Source organism: Puniceibacterium antarcticum, from assembly GCF_002760615.1.
GTDB lineage: Bacteria > Pseudomonadota > Alphaproteobacteria > Rhodobacterales > Rhodobacteraceae > Puniceibacterium > Puniceibacterium antarcticum.
Genome location: NZ_AWWI01000149.1, coordinates 1 through 16,090, shown reverse-complemented (window position 1 = coordinate 16,090; position 16,090 = coordinate 1). Strand labels below are relative to the sequence as shown.

14 protein-coding genes and 1 pseudogene are annotated in these 16,090 nt (G+C 58.8%); 11 read left to right on the top strand and 4 right to left on the bottom strand.

Translation table 11 applies throughout. From position 1 onward, the window contains the following. Positions 1-123: 123 nt before the first annotated feature. From P775_RS21700 to P775_RS21685, 3 genes and pseudogenes are all read left to right on the top strand, one after another. Positions 124-248 (top strand): annotated as a pseudogene (locus tag P775_RS21700) (IS5/IS1182 family transposase); the annotation flags it as partial. A gap of 809 nt (positions 249-1,057) precedes the next feature. Beyond that, positions 1,058-1,444, top strand: coding sequence for a helix-turn-helix domain-containing protein (locus tag P775_RS21695; RefSeq protein ID WP_099912950.1), 387 nt, complete (start codon positions 1,058-1,060; stop codon positions 1,442-1,444). Between the two features lie 287 nt (positions 1,445-1,731). Next, complete coding sequence (locus tag P775_RS21685) at positions 1,732-2,382, top strand: DeoR/GlpR family DNA-binding transcription regulator (protein ID WP_099912949.1); 651 nt, start codon at positions 1,732-1,734, stop codon at positions 2,380-2,382. 304 nt (positions 2,383-2,686) lie between these two features. On the opposite strand, the gene P775_RS21680 is transcribed toward P775_RS21685, so the two are convergent. Together P775_RS21680 and P775_RS21675 are read right to left on the bottom strand one after the other, a co-directional pair. Next, the gene (locus P775_RS21680) at positions 2,687-3,160 is read right to left on the bottom strand and encodes a DUF427 domain-containing protein (RefSeq protein ID WP_099912948.1); all 474 of its coding nucleotides are present in this window, start codon (positions 3,158-3,160) and stop codon (positions 2,687-2,689) included. 29 nt (positions 3,161-3,189) lie between these two features. Beyond that, the gene (locus P775_RS21675) at positions 3,190-4,545 is read right to left on the bottom strand and encodes a Y-family DNA polymerase (RefSeq protein ID WP_099912947.1); all 1,356 of its coding nucleotides are present in this window, start codon (positions 4,543-4,545) and stop codon (positions 3,190-3,192) included. 472 nt (positions 4,546-5,017) lie between these two features. Between P775_RS21675 and P775_RS29995 the strand changes: the two genes are divergently transcribed. Further along, on the top strand, positions 5,018-5,251 hold the full coding sequence (locus tag P775_RS29995) for a WGR domain-containing protein (RefSeq protein ID WP_143520965.1): 234 nt from the start codon (positions 5,018-5,020) through the stop codon (positions 5,249-5,251). A gap of 524 nt (positions 5,252-5,775) precedes the next feature. On the opposite strand, the gene P775_RS21670 is transcribed toward P775_RS29995, so the two are convergent. Further along, on the bottom strand, positions 5,776-7,212 hold the full coding sequence (locus P775_RS21670; protein WP_180287529.1) for a LysR family transcriptional regulator: 1,437 nt from the start codon (positions 7,210-7,212) through the stop codon (positions 5,776-5,778). Positions 7,213-7,339: 127 nt separating this feature from the next. On the opposite strand from P775_RS21670, the gene P775_RS21665 reads away from it, so the two are divergent. From P775_RS21665 to P775_RS21645, 5 genes are all read left to right on the top strand, one after another. Then, positions 7,340-9,463: a TonB-dependent receptor domain-containing protein gene (locus tag P775_RS21665; protein ID WP_245875805.1), complete on the top strand. Its 2,124-nt coding sequence runs from the start codon at positions 7,340-7,342 to the stop codon at positions 9,461-9,463. A 103-nt stretch (positions 9,464-9,566) separates the two neighbouring features. Continuing rightward, a complete protein-coding gene (locus P775_RS21660) occupies positions 9,567-10,466 on the top strand; it encodes a siderophore ABC transporter substrate-binding protein (protein WP_099912944.1) in 900 nt (299 codons plus the stop codon). A 105-nt stretch (positions 10,467-10,571) separates the two neighbouring features. Next, entirely contained in the window at positions 10,572-11,531 is a 960-nt protein-coding gene (locus P775_RS21655) for an ABC transporter permease (protein WP_099912943.1), read from the top strand. Further along, entirely contained in the window at positions 11,521-12,489 is a 969-nt protein-coding gene (locus P775_RS21650; RefSeq protein ID WP_245875804.1) for an iron chelate uptake ABC transporter family permease subunit, read from the top strand. Before P775_RS21655 ends, P775_RS21650 begins: the two co-directional genes overlap by 11 nt. Beyond that, entirely contained in the window at positions 12,486-13,238 is a 753-nt protein-coding gene (locus tag P775_RS21645; protein WP_099912942.1) for an iron ABC transporter ATP-binding protein, read from the top strand. The genes P775_RS21650 and P775_RS21645 overlap by 4 nt, the downstream gene beginning before the upstream one ends. A gap of 549 nt (positions 13,239-13,787) precedes the next feature. Here P775_RS21645 and P775_RS29125 read toward each other — a convergent pair. Next, a complete protein-coding gene (locus tag P775_RS29125; protein ID WP_245875803.1) occupies positions 13,788-14,333 on the bottom strand; it encodes an ABC transporter permease subunit in 546 nt (181 codons plus the stop codon). Positions 14,334-14,573: 240 nt separating this feature from the next. Here P775_RS29125 and P775_RS21630 point away from each other — a divergent pair, with 240 nt between their 5' ends. Together P775_RS21630 and P775_RS21625 are read left to right on the top strand one after the other, a co-directional pair. After that, positions 14,574-14,912: a hypothetical protein gene (locus tag P775_RS21630; RefSeq protein ID WP_099912941.1), complete on the top strand. Its 339-nt coding sequence runs from the start codon at positions 14,574-14,576 to the stop codon at positions 14,910-14,912. A 214-nt stretch (positions 14,913-15,126) separates the two neighbouring features. Further along, the gene (locus P775_RS21625; protein ID WP_099912940.1) at positions 15,127-15,780 is read left to right on the top strand and encodes a DUF2461 family protein; all 654 of its coding nucleotides are present in this window, start codon (positions 15,127-15,129) and stop codon (positions 15,778-15,780) included. Positions 15,781-16,090 lie beyond the last annotated feature (310 nt).

The following is a 16,090-nucleotide window of genomic DNA, read 5'->3' as shown; positions in this document are numbered from 1 at the left end:
CGCTCAGTTACCACATTGGATTAACCTAGTGAATCCCACGCAAGATTTGTGCAACAAGGCCCTCCAGACCCATTGATTTCACGCTTTCGGCGTGATTAAGGATCCGCAAAGGAGACCTGATTGATGAGCAACTTGTGCTGGTTGACCGAAGCGCAGATGGCACGTCTCAAACCTTTTTTCCGTTGTCGCATGGCAAACCGAGGGTCGATGACCGTCGTGTGCTGAGCTGGATTATCCGCGTGAGCCGGGCACGGAGACCGATGGCGCGCGCATCGCGCCGAGCATCAAATTGAAGGAAACTGGTGAGCTGTTTCTGGACTACAAGCCGGGGGCGGCGGAAGGGAGAGGGCGGTGATCTGATCAACTATCCCAAGGATTTATTAGAACGGTGGTGCAATAGTCGGCCGCAGTTGCGGCGGGATGAACCGAGCCGCGGCCGAAATGAACTTCTATGCGCACCGTGACGTACTCGAGATTATCGCATGAAACGAGACTGGAGGCTTCCGGCAGACCCGGGGCTGTTCACATCGATGTTTCCGTGGAAGCCTGAGCACGAAAGTGCAACAATCACCGGTGCAGCGTCCCTTTGCTGCCTTTGGGTGTTCCCTGTTCCCCGCAGATTGGAGGTCACCCAGGCTCCGTATAAGTCTCCCTGATCCAGGATAACGCGCTCCTACTCACGAAACAAGCGTCCGTCAGGCCGGCATGGGTGACGCCTTGGCGAAATCGTAAAAGCATGACCCCGTGGAAAAATTGGTGACCGCCCAGAGATCAGTTAAATCTCCCCGCGCATGCGGTAGGAGATAGTTTTATCGTGGGGAAACGCGCTTGATAGATTACGCTCCCATTACAGAAGGCTAGTTCCTGCGCTCAGCTGACATTAGTGACGGCCGCTGCGAACGACGGCAGTCAGCCCGGGGCCGCAGCTTCTCCCCCGAGGCCAGTCGCCGGTCTTCCGGACTTGGCAGGCCGTGCTAAAGCGTCCGACCCGAAACCTGAATCGTTGGGATTCCCTTGAGCGCTGATCTGTGATTCATCCGGTCTGGGAGGATGGATCATGTCAGCACCTTTGCCGAATGCGCTGCGGGCGCGGTTTCAGCATCTGATTGAGGAAGGGTTAAGCGGGCGTGCGGCAGCGTTGCGCCTGAAACTTTCGCCGGCCACCGGGGCGCGTTGGGGGCTTGCGATCCGGCGGACGGGTCAGGCAAGGCCCACGCCTCAGGGTCGGCCTCGCGGCAAGGGCAAGCTTGATCCGCATCGCTCCTTTTTGATTGAGCTGATTGATCAGGACGGCGACATGGCCATGCCCGAACTGGCCGGAGCTTTGGCTGATGCAACCGGTGTGCAGGCGCACCCCGATGCGATTGGCCGGTTCCTGCGCAAACTCGGCTTCACATATAAAAAAAGACACTGGTCGCCACCGAGCGGCGCCGCGCACGGGTAAGAAAGCTGCGTGATGAGTGCTTCAGGCACCGCCTTCCAGCCGTCACAGCCCAGCCAGAGCGCGTTGTCTTTATTGCTTCTCGGGACATTGCTGCGCAATACCCTGCCAGCCAGCGGATGAAACCTCCGTCAAAACTAACCTGACCCGCCAACGGGGGTGGTCGCAGCGCGGCGCGCGGTTGGTGATGGATGCTCTGTTCGGATCATGGGGGACGCAAACCTTCATCGCAGGCCTCGGCGCCAATGCCTTGATCGCACCGTGGATCATCAAGGGGGCGATGCCTCTCGGTGAATGCATGCATTCATCTGAACAGCGAGGGGCTGCTGCAGAAATCCCACGGCGGGGCGTCGCCCCGTGCGCCGGGGACGCATCAGGTGCTGGATGAACGGCAGTTTGAACGCGTGGGCGAGCGCGGGAAACTGGCGCAGAATGCCGCTGGACGTGTGCGCGACGGGCAAAGCCTGATGATTGACGCTGGGTCGACAACGATGGAGTTCGCCCGCGCCCTTGCCCATGCAGGGACCCGGATCACGGCGATCACCAACAGCCTGCAAGTGGCGATGATCCTTGGGACGTCGCGGGATGCGCGGGTGATCATGACGCCGGGTCATTATCTGAACGCGGAGGCCGCCCTGATCGGGACCGAAACCTGTGCCTTTCTGCGCCGGTATCACGTCGATGCCTGTTTTCTGGGGGCCTCAGCCCTGAATGATGCGGGGGTGAGCGAAGCGGTCGAAGGCTTTGCCGACGTCAAGCAGACGATGCTGGAGCAGAGCGTGCAGCGCTATTTCCTGATCGACGCCAGAAAGTTCGGGACTGCGCATCTGACAAAAGTCGCGGAGATCTGCGATATCGGGACTCTGATCACGGACGTGCGCCCCACCGATGCGCTCGCCAAGGCGTTGGAACAGCAGGGTGTCGAAATACTGCTACCGTGACGCGCAATGGCCGTTGCAAACCGAACTGATCTACAGGCAGGCCCTATGGCGCAACATGCAAAATCTGAAAGTGGCCACTCTCGAATGGGACGACACAGGCGTTGTTGAAGAAACGCGTGATCTCAACAACCGGCGCCTGCTTGAACCCATCGGATAAATACCGCCAGCAGCGGCCCAAGAGAACTTCTATGGACAGTGTGACGTGCTCGATATTGTCGCATGAAACGAAGCTGTAGGTCTCCGACAGACCCGGGGCGGTTCACATCGATGTTTCCACGAAAGCCCGAGCACGAAAGTGCGCCAATCACCAGTGCAGTGTCCCTTTGCTGCCTTTGGGTGTTCCGCGCAGATTGGAGGTCACCCAGCCTCCGTAAAAGTCCCCCGGCTGCGGGATAACCCGCTCCTCCCCCACGAAACAGGCGTCCATCAGCCCGGCATAAAACGCCACATGCCCGGCGATGCGCGCGAAGTTCGAGGACGGGCGTTCATATGCCCAGGCAGCGCGCGTTGCGACCTTATTCGCCATGACCACATCGAAATACTGCGCGTGCCCTTTCCATTCACAAAAGCTGCCGCCACCGACAGCGACCAGCTCGGCCCGGATATCGCCGCGGGGGAAATAATAGGTGGGCGCATGGTGGGTCTCCAACACACGCAGTCCCTTTACAGTCTCCGCGGCGGCATGCTCGGCGAGCATCACACGCAGACGCTGCGGGACATCCATGAGGCTGGGTGGGCGCGGGTAGTCCTGAACATTCTCGATCGGGAGTTTTTGCATGTCTGCCTCCGTAATTTCTCGACTATGGATCAAAACGTGACAAAGTGGGTGTCTTCATCGGCGACCGGGGGTCCGCTGAAGTCCTCTTCGTCCGGGATTCTGCCAAAGGCAATCTTAGCACCGACATAGCCACCGGGCACGTCTGTCAGCGGCCCCATTGAGAGCGCCTGCGGCCCGAGTTTCGCACGCAAACCATCCATCAGATCGCTGACCTTTTCCCATTTTGCGCGGTTTGCCGTCTCCGATGCGCGACCGGAGATCGCTGGAGACGCCGCGAACAGGTCTGCCATGATCTCCGCCTCTCCGATCAGGCCGTGGATCATCACGCTGATTGATCGCGGCTGAAACGGCAGGTTGCGCTCCGCCTCTGCAAGACCATCGCCGAGCGTGGTCATGAATGTGTGGTCATCGCGGGCCGGCGCGAACAATCCTTCCCAACTCCACTGTTTGCCATCCGCGCGTGAGGCTGACGGCTTGCGATTTCCGCCACCTCTGAAGCTGAGCGTCAGTCTGGTCGCACGGACACCGGCCCTACGCACCCGGCGGCCGGCGCTTTCGGCCAGAAGGCGCGCGCAGATCTTCACCTTTTCGGGATTGCGCCAGTCCTTCGGCAAGATTCTGCTGTGCCCGAACATGCTCTTCTTCGTGGCCGGGCGCTCGGTATGGTAGCCGTGCAGCCCGTTCCAGAAGCGCTCCCCCTCCACGCTCCCCCAGATCGCGCGGGCCTGCTTCGGTGCCAGCGCCCAAAGCCCTGCGAAGTCGTGGACCTGTGCCGCATCCAGGCGCGCGCGCATGCCCTTCGAGATGCCGGGAAGATCACCGAGGTCGATGTCTGCAAGCGCCTGCGGAAGATCTCCGGCCCTTATCAATCTGAAGCCATCTGGCTTGTCCATTTCTGCTGCGATCTTGGCCAGAAGTTCCGTCGGCGCCATCCCGATCGAGCAGGTCAGCACGTCGCTGAAGGCGGTTGAGAGGGCCATCTTCAGTTTCCCGGCAAGGTCCCCGCCGCTTTCACCTTCGGAGGGCAACAGATTGCACACAACCTCGTCGATTGACCTCACATGGGCGACGGGCACCACACTTTCGATAACACTGAGGATGCGCTTGTGCAGGCGCACGTAAACATCGTGACGTGCAACGACAAAGATCATGTCGGGAATGATTTCTCGGGCTTTGCTGATCGTCGCGCCGGACTTCACGCCGAGGGCTTTAGCCTGACGGCTGACTGCGATGCAGCTGGTATGTAGCGAATCCAGTGGCAAGACCCCAACAGGGCGGCCTCTGAGGTCAGGATTGAAGTGCTGCTCGGCGGAGGCGAAGAAGCTGTCGAAATCGAGGTAGAGCCGCTCGATGCCGCGGGCCTGGCCGCGTGAATGCTGTGTCATGGGGAGGCTCCGAACAGAGAGGGCTTTTAAAACTCACGGATCAATCGAAACAAGCTGACGCTGGCATGGTCTGGGAACGGCAAAAGCAGGATCGTCTCGTTTCCACACCTTGACCGCCGATCTATCGGTGGCAGATAGGGCAAGAACGCAACAAGAACAAATGAAGAGTTGTGGATGCCTCTCTATCCTATCGTATTAGACAGACCTAAGTTTTTACCCGAGATCTACAGGTAGAGCGCCTTCTGGGCGCTCTTGCTATATATAGTAGAGGCTTGATTTGACTGAACTCCAGTTCCTTCTGAACGGCGACGTGCCGGACTTCCAACGATCCTGCTCGCCCTTGGCGCCGGGGCCGGAATGGACACCCCATTCATGGATACGATATCCGAGGGTCACCGCGCAGCCTTACGAACGGTTCCTAGATGAGAGCGCGGAATGGAGCCCATCAGTGACCGAACAGCAGTAAATCGAAATGTTTCCAACTGTTCTGCTCTTGCGACGGACGGGCCCCGAGGGAGCAGTGCGCCGCTTCTACCTTGTGACGGTCCAACCCGATCTATTTGGAGGCGCCGCGCTTGTCATTGAATCTGGTCAAATCGGCTCCCTAGGATCAACCACAACCTGGTTTTTCCCGACGAGGGACTGGCGGTTGGATGCTCTGCCAGAGGTAGTAGAACGCAAAATGCGACAGGGCTATCTTTTTTGACTTATAATTATTGTTATGTTACTTATCTTTACCTTGTTTGTATCCTGAACCGACTTAGCTGCGGCTGATTTTCTGAATCCTGCCAAGAAGCAGCGTCACGCGATATTGGCCCAACGCCAAGTATTTCTGAGCCAAACGCGACCTTGGGCGCCATGTTTGCCAAGGCCCGCTGATCGGATAAGGACGAAACCGCTCGCGCGGTATTGGCGCTTGTTGCGGGTGATACGCGCTGATCGGAGCGCAGCAATTTGGTGAACTGACGAACCTGTAGGACGATTGGGATCTTCTCAATCTGACGACAGGAGGTTTCGATGTCAGAGCACTATATCCCCCCGTTACGTCGCCGTTTTCTCGAAGACATGCGGATCAAAGGGTTGCAGTCGAAGACGGACTTTGTTGATTGCTACCTGAGCGAGGCGCGGTTCTTGGTCTCGTCCTGAAAGAAAAACCTGACAAAGCCGGCCGCGTCTATTACGGCTTGGCGAGCAGGCCAATATTCTAACATTTTGCGACAGAACCAACGATTATGCCGCACCACGCTGAATATGGTGCTGCCATATCAGTTTTGCAGCTTTCTGCGTTTTCGCGAAGTCTCTGCCGTAATGCCCGAGAGCACAGAGGCCAAGCGCAATTGTATCAGTCACCAAGGCCTCGGCATCCATATCGCGTAACCGGCCTTCCCAAAGCGCGATACAGTATTCGGCCGTTCCAAAGCCAGGCGGAACTTTCGGACGGTTGCGCGTTTTGTCTGCGGCGATCCTTACAACAGCCTCGTGCCCTCCTGACGTTTCTGCATAATAAAGCGACACCGTCCGGTGTGGCGTCGCCTGCGCCACATCACGATAGCTTTCGACGCAGAGCAGGTGTCGGTATCCCAGAAGTTTTGCCGCATCACACTGCAGCCTGCGCAGGCCACCGGCAGAGGAGACTCCGAGAATAGTGGCCCGCGCCGCAAGTGGATTGATCAGCTGCACCACATTGTTGACCGGTGAGCGCATATCCATCAGCTGATACAAATTGATCAAAGCCTGAAGTTGCGGTCTTATCACTGGCAAGGGCACAAAGGAAATGCGTTTGGTGCGGATCTGTGACGCGGCTTCGATCCTGGACGTGGCCACCGGAATGTCGAGCGCGCCCAGCACTTCTCCGAACTGGATGAGTCCCTGATTGTATCCATGCAGCATTACGCTGTGACCTGATTCAGCAAGAGCCCGCGCAGCCAAAAGAAAGAACGGCGCGCGTCGGTTGCGGGGAGAGACATAGGCGGGCCAATCCAGATCGATCTGTACAGCGTCTCTGCTCACCGGGTCAGGTTCGTATACGGCTCTGACCATACCGGCCAGTTCATCTGCGGTTGTGCCACGGCTTTGCATGGCAACCAACAAGGCACCGACCTGCACCGGATCTGCATCGCCGTCCAACACAATGCGGAATGCCTCTTCGGCCTCGACAATGCTCAGGGCGCGTGCCCGGCCTGCCCCGCCGCCGACGGTTGCAACATGACGCGCAAGACGCGATCTCGGGTCTGCGGCCGGGAGGTTTTCTGTACCGTCCAGAGCCGAGATACGATTGGAGATCAGAACCGGTTGATATGACGCTCGAACCGGCGTGGGTCGGGCCGAGGGCGTGGTCTCATCAGGTGGGTTCGAGAGGTCGCACTGTATCAGCGCTTCTGCGTCAACGCTCAGCTTGCGGACACGTTCCCGCAAAGCGCTCGCAAGCGGCGTCGGAACCATGATCTGTCCCGAGCGCACGAGGATCGGGTCGTCGAATTGGGCACGCAACTGCCCGAGAAGGCGACTCATAGCCGGGGTAGATAGGGCCAGCATACGCGCAGCCCCCGATACGCTGCCCGCGACCAGCAGAGCGTCCAGAGCCACAAGCAGACGCAATCTCGCAAGCGGGGATGCGGGCAGATCCTGTGCCGCGGGGCTGGTGGATAAGCTTACCTGATCAGCCATCGGCACTGAACTTTGCGCGCCTTCCACTTTCCTGAATTTGGAATCATTCTCAAACATTGGCGTTGAACATCTTGCATGGGTCAATAGTAGACTGTTCTTGTCAGATATAGAATACAGGGGCAAGCTCATGACACTCCGCTCGACACCCGGCGGTACCGGAACGGGACGTTTCCACGGACGGTATATGGCCGGATGCGCCAGTGTGGCGCTGATGCTACCGTCATCGGCATGGTCTCAGGATAGTGGGCTCGCGGATACACTTGAGCTTGGTACCATCGTTGTCACCGCCTCTGGGGTCGAACAGAACGTGGCGGATGCTCCGGCAAGCATTTCTGTCATCAGCCGCGAAGACCTGGAGAGCGGCGCGTTCCGAGACCTCAGTGACGCTCTGAAGGAAGTTCAGGGTGTGGTGACCACAGGCGTTGCCAACGAGCAGGATATCCAGATCCGGGGCCTACCAGGGGATTACACCCTGATCCTTGTTGATGGCCGCCGCCAAGGTACGCGGGAATCCCGGCCCAATGGCAGCGCAGGCTACGAGCAGAGCTTCATTCCGCCCATTTCAGCCATTGATCGGATCGAAGTTGTGCGCGGGCCGATGTCTTCGCTTTATGGCTCTGACGCTATGGGCGGTGTGATCAACATCATCACACGTGACGCGAGCGACGTCTGGTCTGGTAGCTTCACAGTGGATTCCACAGCGCAAGAGCGTTCGGAATTCGGCAACACACAGCAATTGTCGTTCAACATGTCGGGGCCGCTGGTTCAGGACAAGCTGAGCCTGCAAATCTGGGGCCGCCTGCAGAACCGCGAAGAGGATCACCAAATTGACGGCATCCAGGGTGGAGAAGAGCGCAATCTCGCCTCGCGTCTGACCTACACGCCGAATGCCGATCATGAATTCAGTCTTGAGGCCGGGCACAGCCGCGTGCGCCGCGAAAGCTCTGCGGGCCGCACGCTGGAGGCCACGGATGACGACAGCTACCAGAACCATGACCGCAATTATTTTGCCCTTGGTTATACTGGCCACTGGGGGCGCGTGAAAACAGATCTGTCGTATCAGGTGGAAAGAGGAACCCGCACCAGTTATGATCGTGATCCGCTGAGCCGCGATTTCGAAAAGAACGACCGCGCCCCCGAGATCCAAAATGCGGTGCTCGATGCTAAACTCAGTCTGCCGTTTGAATTTTTCGGCGGACATACCTTTGTGGCTGGTTTCCAGCACAGCTCGGCCAAGCTCACCGACCAGGGCCACGTCTCAGTCGATCAGGAAATGAGGGTTGATCAGCGCGCCCTCTTTTTCGAGGATGAATGGCGGCTGAGCGACTCCTTCGCGCTGACGGGTGGGTTGCGGCTTGACGATCACGATACCTATGGCACCAATGTCAGTCCGCGCCTTTATGCCGTCTGGCATGCCACCCACGAGCTGACGATCAAGGGCGGGGTGTCCACCGGTTTCAAGGCCCCCACAATCAGGCAGGTGGCAGACGGCTATTACCTGCCAACCCAGCGTGGTGCGGGATTGCTGGCGGGGAATCCTGACCTGGATCCGGAAAAAAGCATCAGCTACGAGATCGGCGCCATCTGGGAGGGGAACGGCGGTTTCAGCTTTGGCGCAACAGCATTCCACACGGATTTCCGCGACAAGATCAGCAACATGAACACCGGCCAGCTGATCAATCCCGACACCGGTGTCATCACAGATCCGCTGGGCGGCGCGGATTGCAACTCTGCGGCTCTGGCGGCCTATCCCGGGAATTCCTGCCTCTGGCAGAGCTTCAACATCGACGACGCGGCAGTGCGCGGCATTGAACTTTCCAGCACCTGGGAAGCAACCCAGAACCTGACCCTGCGCGGCACCTACACCTATACCGATTCAGAACAGAAGACGGGGCAATATGCCGGCTTTCCTTTGCAGCGCACGCCGCGCAACCGGGCGACCCTGCGGGCAGACTGGGTGACACCCTGGGCTGGCGTCGATCTGTGGAGCGCTGCCACGTACCATGGTGCAGAACTGAACGCCGGGGCGCGGATCGGCGGCAATGGATCATCGGTCAAGGTAGACGGGCAAGATGGCCGAGAATACAGCGCCTACACGCTGGTTGATCTGGGCGGCTCCTGGCGGGTGAGCGATACGGTGACCGTGAACGGCGCCATCTACAATCTGCTTGATGAAACCGTTGAACAGGACACGCACAACACCCTTGTCGAAGGTCGGCGTCTTTGGGTCGGGGTGACAACAAGCTTCTGACTTTAAATAAAAAAGATCGGCGCCCTGCGCTCAGACCGCGCGGCGCCACCCTGACCACTTTCAAGGGCCCCTCCTGCTCGGGACACCACTTTAAGGACATGACATGACCCCTATGCGAACGACCATCACGGCTTTGGCCATCACATTTGGCGGCCTGCTGCCCGCCCATGCTGATATCACGATCTCCCATGCGCAGGGCGAAACAGTGCTGCCTTCAGCGCCGGAAAACGTTTTGGTTTATGACCTCGCGACACTCGACACTCTGGATGCCCTTGGCGTGCCGGTCGCGGGCGCGCCTCTGTCGGGCCTGCCTGCGCACCTGACTTCATATGCGTCGGATATCGGGACGCTGTTCGAGCCTGACTACGAGGCGGTCAACGCCGCCGCGCCAGATCTTGTGATCGTCGGCGGCAGGTCTGCGCCGAAACTGGCCGATCTGTCCAGGATTGCACCGACGATCGATTTGTCTCTGGACCGGACGGATTATCTGGCCAGCGCCAGGGACAATATCACCGAGCTGGGTCAACTTTTTGGCAAGCAAGCCGAGGCCGAGGCGGAGCTGGCCAAGCTGGATCAGGACGTCGCCAGTCTGAAAGAGGTTTCCGGTGATGCTGGACGGGTGTTGATCATCCTGACCACCGGCGGACGGATGAGCGCCCATGGCCCCGGATCGCGCTTTGGCGTCGTCTATGACACATATGGTTTCGTCCCGGCTGCCACGGGCATGGACACGGGCAATCACGGTCAGGCGATTTCGAATGAGTTCATCCGGGAAACCAATCCCGACTGGCTGTTCGTGGTCGACCGTGACGCCGCCATCGGACGGGAAGGCACCGCTGCCGCGCAGCTTCTTGACAACGCGCTGGTGCACGAGACCTCCGCCTGGCAGAAAGGTCAGATCGTCTATCTGAACCCTGCAGACTGGTACCTGATCGGTGGCGGGCTCAGAGCACTGCAGAACAGTGTCAGCCAGTTGCTGACCGCTGTGACCACTGCGGGCTGACCCGGCCCTCCCTTTCCATCACACCCAGCCTTGGGGGCCGGTCAGAATAGACCGGCCCTGCCCGATTGCCAGGAGCCTGCTTTGCCCGCTGCCCTCAAACCAACGATGCCCCTTATCCTCGCCGGGGCTGGCGTTCTTTGCCTCGCCCTTGTCAGCCTCTTCGTGGGTGTCAGCGACCTTGGTCCGCTAAAATTACTCGCCGACGGGTTTGACAGCGCAGATATGCAAGTGCTTTTGGTCAGCCGCCTGCCGCGCACCATCGCGCTTGTTCTTGCCGGCGCGGGCCTCGCCATCACCGGGCTGATCCTTCAGATTCTGGTGCGCAACCGTTTTGTCGAACCGTCCACGGTGGGCACAACAGAATCGGCCAGTCTGGGGGTGTTGCTGGTCATCCTGCTGGCCCCGGACATGCCGGTCACCGGGCGGATGATGGTGGCTTGCGTCTTTGCTCTTGCCGGCACGGCACTGTTCATCGCGATCCTGCGGGCGGTTCCGCTGCGCTCTGTCCTCATGGTGCCTTTGATTGGCATCCTTCTGTCTGGCGTCATCGGTGCGGTGACCACCTTTCTCGCCTTCCGCTATGATCTTATGCAAAGCATCGGCGCCTGGACGATGGGCGACTTTTCTGTCGTTCTGCGGGGGCGCTACGAATTGCTCTGGATCATCGCCGCTGCCGTGGTGGCGGCCTATATTGCAGCCGACCGGTTCACATTGGCCGGGATGGGACGTGATTTTGCCACAAATCTGGGTCTGAACCACCGTGCGGTGACAGCCCTTGGCTTGACCATCGTGGCACTTGTCAGCGCCGCCGTCGTGGTGACGGTGGGCACCATTCCTTTTCTGGGGCTTGTGGTGCCAAATGTCGTCAGTCTGGCCATCGGCGACAACATGCGCCGCGCGCTGCCGCTTGTCGTGCTGGGCGGGGCCGGTCTGGTTCTCGCCTGCGACATTGCAGGCCGCATCCTGATCCACCCCTACGAGCTGCCCATCGGGACCACCATGGGCGTCATCGGCAGCGCCGTTTTCCTGTGGCTGCTGTTGCGGGGGCGCTCCCGTGCTGCCTGAAAGTAGCAAACGCAAAATCACTCTGCGCCTCAGCCTGCTGGCCCTCATGGCCCTGGCCGCAGCGGCGCTGTTCATGACGCTGGGCGCGCGAGGAAACTGGGGCTTTGTGCTGCCCTTCCGGGGGGCCAAGCTGGCCGGTCTGGTGCTCGTCGCCGTCGCCATTGCGCTGGCCACGGTGGTGTTTCAGACAATCACGCGCAACCGCATCCTGACACCCGCAATCATGGGATTCGACGCGCTTTACGCGCTGATCCAGACGGTGCTGGTCTTTACACTCGGGGCAGTGCGTGTGTCGGGGTTCGATCCCCGCATCATGTTCGCGGTCGAGTTGGTGATGATGCTAGGCTTTGCGGCACTGCTTTATCGCTGGCTGTTTGGCGGGGCGGCACGCAGTCTGCATCTTCTGTTGCTGGTTGGGATCATCTTTGGGACCTTCTTTCGCGCCATCGCGGGGCTGTTTCAAAGGCTGATTGATCCGGGCGAATTCCTCGTTCTTCAGGATCGCCTTTTTGCCAGCTTCAACGGCATCGACGAAACTTTGCTCAGCACTGCGGCCCTGATCATTGTTGCGAGTGTTGCGGTGTTGTGGCGGATGTTGCCGGTTCTTGACGTTCTGGCGCTCGGTCGGGAACACGCAATCGCCTTGGGCGTGCCGCAGGACCGGATGGTCGCCATTGCGCTGATCCTTGTGACGATCCTTGTGGCTGTCTCGACCGCCCTTGTCGGCCCGGTCAGTTTCTTCGGGCTGCTGGTGGCCAATCTGGCCTATCTGATTTTGCCGAGCGCGCGCCATGCAGTGATCCTGCCCGGGGCCGCGCTCATCGCGATGATCTGTCTGATCGGCGGACAGGTGATCCTGGAGCGGGTGCTTTCTTATGGTGGCGTTCTGGCCGTTGTGATCGAATTCATCGGCGGTATTGTGTTTCTTGTACTCGTAATCCGGGGGGCTGCGCGATGATCCAGCTTGATCGTCTTTCCAAATCCTACAACGGCAAGGCCGTGCTGGACGACATTCGCTTTACCCTGCCCAGCGGCGGCGTCACGGCTATCATCGGTCCCAACGGGGCAGGAAAATCTACGTTGCTGTCGATCATCGGGCGCATGATCAAGGCGGATTCCGGGCGTGTAAGCCTAGAGGGTCTGGACCTTGCCACCGCGCCCGGAGCGCAGATCGCCCGGCGTCTGGCAGTGCTGAGGCAGGACAATCATCCGGCGGCCCGTCTGACGGTACGCGATCTGGTGGCCTTCGGACGCTACCCGCATTCGCGCGGACGCATCACGGCCGAAGACCGCGACCACATTGCCCGCGCTCTCGACTATCTCGGGCTGGCCGAACTGGCCGACAGGTTTCTTGACGAACTGTCGGGCGGTCAGCGCCAAAGGGCGTTCATCGCGATGGTTCTGGCCCAGGACACCGACTACATTCTGCTTGACGAGCCGCTGAACAATCTCGACATTCGTCATGCGGTCGGAATCATGCGGCTGATCGGCGACGCCGCGCGGGATTTCGGCAAGACCATCCTCGTGGTGCTGCATGACATCAACATGGCTGCGGCATATTGCGACCGAATTATCGTTATGAAGGGCGGGCAGATCATCCGCCACGGCCCCCCCGCAGAGATCATGTCTGCAGAGCTGCTGAGCAATGTCTACGAAACGCCTGTCTCTGTCCATTCGCTGGCCGAGCGTTTGGTGGCGCTGTATTGACGCGCCCCGAACCGAAGTAGCGTAGTGTCCGAGCTTTCGCGTGGGCATTGTCAGGTGGTTCTGTCGCAAACTTTGCGGCAAGGCGAAATGCCTCGTGTCGTTAAAGCGTTTTGCTTTTAATCTGACGCGTATCCTGCAGCTTTGAAAAAGTTCCAGCACTCTTCGGGATCAAAGAGTCCGCAGGGTGTTGTCACATTAACCGGCCAGAGGTTGCTGGTTCATTGATCTAGGCGTAGGCGGTATAGATGCAGACACAGAGGATCAGCTACAAGCGCCACCGCTTTCCGCCTCAGATCATCGCTCACGTTCGTGATCCATCCCGCGTTCCGTGCATGTTCGTCACAGCTGCGTCATGTCGCGATATATTCGGACAATTCTGGTGGCGGCCCGACCGACGCCTGCGTGAGCTTGAATCCGGGCGGGAGGTGAAAATGTGGGGATGTTAGCTAAAGACGCAGAGATTTTCATGCGTACGGCCCGCAACTCAGGCTGCGGGCCGTTATCTATTTCGGGGATAATATCACCCAGCTAAAGGAGGGGCCTTGGAGATCAGTTCCAGAAGCCTTCATCCACGCCCGGAAGCTCTTCGAGATCTTCCTCATTCAGGCGCGTGACATAGGCATATTCCTGATCATCGACGGCCATGAGGCTCACGTCATTGACGGCGATCGCCACATGCTTGTCACCAACGTCGAGGAAGCCGCCGACTTCGCCAACAATCCCGATCATTTTACCATCACGCGAAAGGATGAAGGTATTACGGAAGTTCCGCTTTGGCGGCTGGTGCGATGCAGCGAATGCGGGCACCATATTGACGACGTGACCGCTGTTATGCAGAGCGAAGACCGGGAGGGAGGAGGTCAGCATCATGGCCAGCAGAAACTCGTTCCAAATCAGGATAAACGAGAAGGCGATGGCCGAGAGAACCTGCAGCTTTGCAACTGGCAGCGTGATGCGAAAGAAGGTGGCATAGGGGCCCAGTCGGTCGACGCGCGCGGCTTCTTCAATTGCCAGCGGCACGCGCTCGAAGGCAGGCACCGAAAGCCAGATCGTGATCGAAACAGTGATCGTCATGTAAGTGATGATCAGTGCCACGCGGGAATCGTAGCTGCCACTTGAACCTCCGTCCGTGCAACCGGGGCGCACCTGAGGCAGACTAGGAATTTTTTGTCAGGTGGCGAACAATAGTTCCCAGCTCCCATTTCAACTGAAGACAAGAGGGAGGTGAAGTTCCCTTTAGTTTTTCGGCTATCCGGCGTTTCAGGTTGATGAATCGAAACCCCAGTTCATCGGCTACCTGATCCAGTTTTCAATCCGCAGGCCGCGAACGCGGGAATGCAGACCGAATTTCTGGCTACATCCCGGCAGATCGAAACGGAACTGCTCGAAACTCAACGTAAGTTGGAGCGCCGCGCCGTGTCCGTGGGTCTGCGCGAGAATGCGGCAGAGGCGCTGGAACGCTGCATCTCTTACATCGCTGAGGGCGGCATCGCCTGGGATCTAAGCAGACAAAAGTTCGCTGTGGATCAGGAGCATCTACCAGTCGATACGAACACTTTAAGGCACACCGTTCAGGCAGCGGGCCCCTTGTTCTTGCGCATTACCAAGGCGATCTCACGCGCGGCACGTGTCGTCCTTTACCAAACGCACGCGCAGATCAGGGCAGACGCATAGGCCCTAATTGATATCCGCGAAGACATGGGGATCCCAGCCCTTTGCAGATATACGACTAAATCGACAAGTTACGTTTCGGCGACTCAGAAAAGGGCCTTCAAGTGCATAGCAGTTGCCCCACATATCCATGGCTGTTCTTTTGAATTGCTCTTACAAGGATGCAACCGAACCGCAGGTAAGCCTTTCAGGCAGCTGCGAAACAGGAGCAGCGCCCATGGTAGAGCCAGAGACATTTTCGTTCCTTGCAGATCTGGCGGCGAATAATCGCAAAGCCTGGATGGATGCGCACCGAGACGAGCGTGACGATGCTCTGCGCAATTTCACCGGTATCGCCATAACACTGCACGACTATGCTGATCGCTTTGACTCTTCCGTGGCTGACGCAAAGTTCAATCCCAGACAAAGCTACTCCAAATTCTTTCAGGAGGCGCGCGATCGGGCCGGGCTAGGCCTCTACCGCACGGATGTTGATGTGTTTGCCAACGCAGGTCACCCCGCCGAAGACGTCGGATATTACCTTCATGTCGAGCCTGGGAATTGCCACGCTGGGGCTGGGCTTTTTCAACCCTCAAAGGCAGCCCTTGCAAGGTTACGCTCACGTTTGAGCGATGACCCGCAGGGCCTGAACGACGTCGTGACCGAAGCTGAGTTCTCAGAGGCGTTCCCCGACGGAATTGTGACACGAAAGGCGTTGGGGGCTGTGCCGGACGGTTTCAACAGTGACAATCCGGCCGCTCCCTATCTGAAAATGGTTGGCCTGGGGTGCAGCAAAGACCTTTCGGACGCGCTGTTTCTGGACGACGACGTGCTTGATCTGTTGATTGAAATCTTCCGCTCTGCCAGCCCGCTGGTGCGATACTTCGATTGATTGTACGAGCGGACGTGTTTTCATGTAATCGCGGTCTTATCGTTGCCAACTGCAAACACTCCCGGCCCGAAGCCGCCTTCCAGCAACCGCCAAAGATGCTGAAGTGCGGCCCGTCGAAGCGGCCGTTGGTGTGTGGTGTAGAATTTTTGTCGACTGAAACGTCGGTGTGTGGACAATCCCGACTTTCGCCGCAACTGCGAAATCGGATGCCCAGTGTGCCGCCCGCCGCGAGCGCTCCCGAGGTCAGGCGTCGGTGACGTTGCCCCCAACTTTTATCCAGCGTGAGCGAGACTCCGGGTTTGAGTTTTGC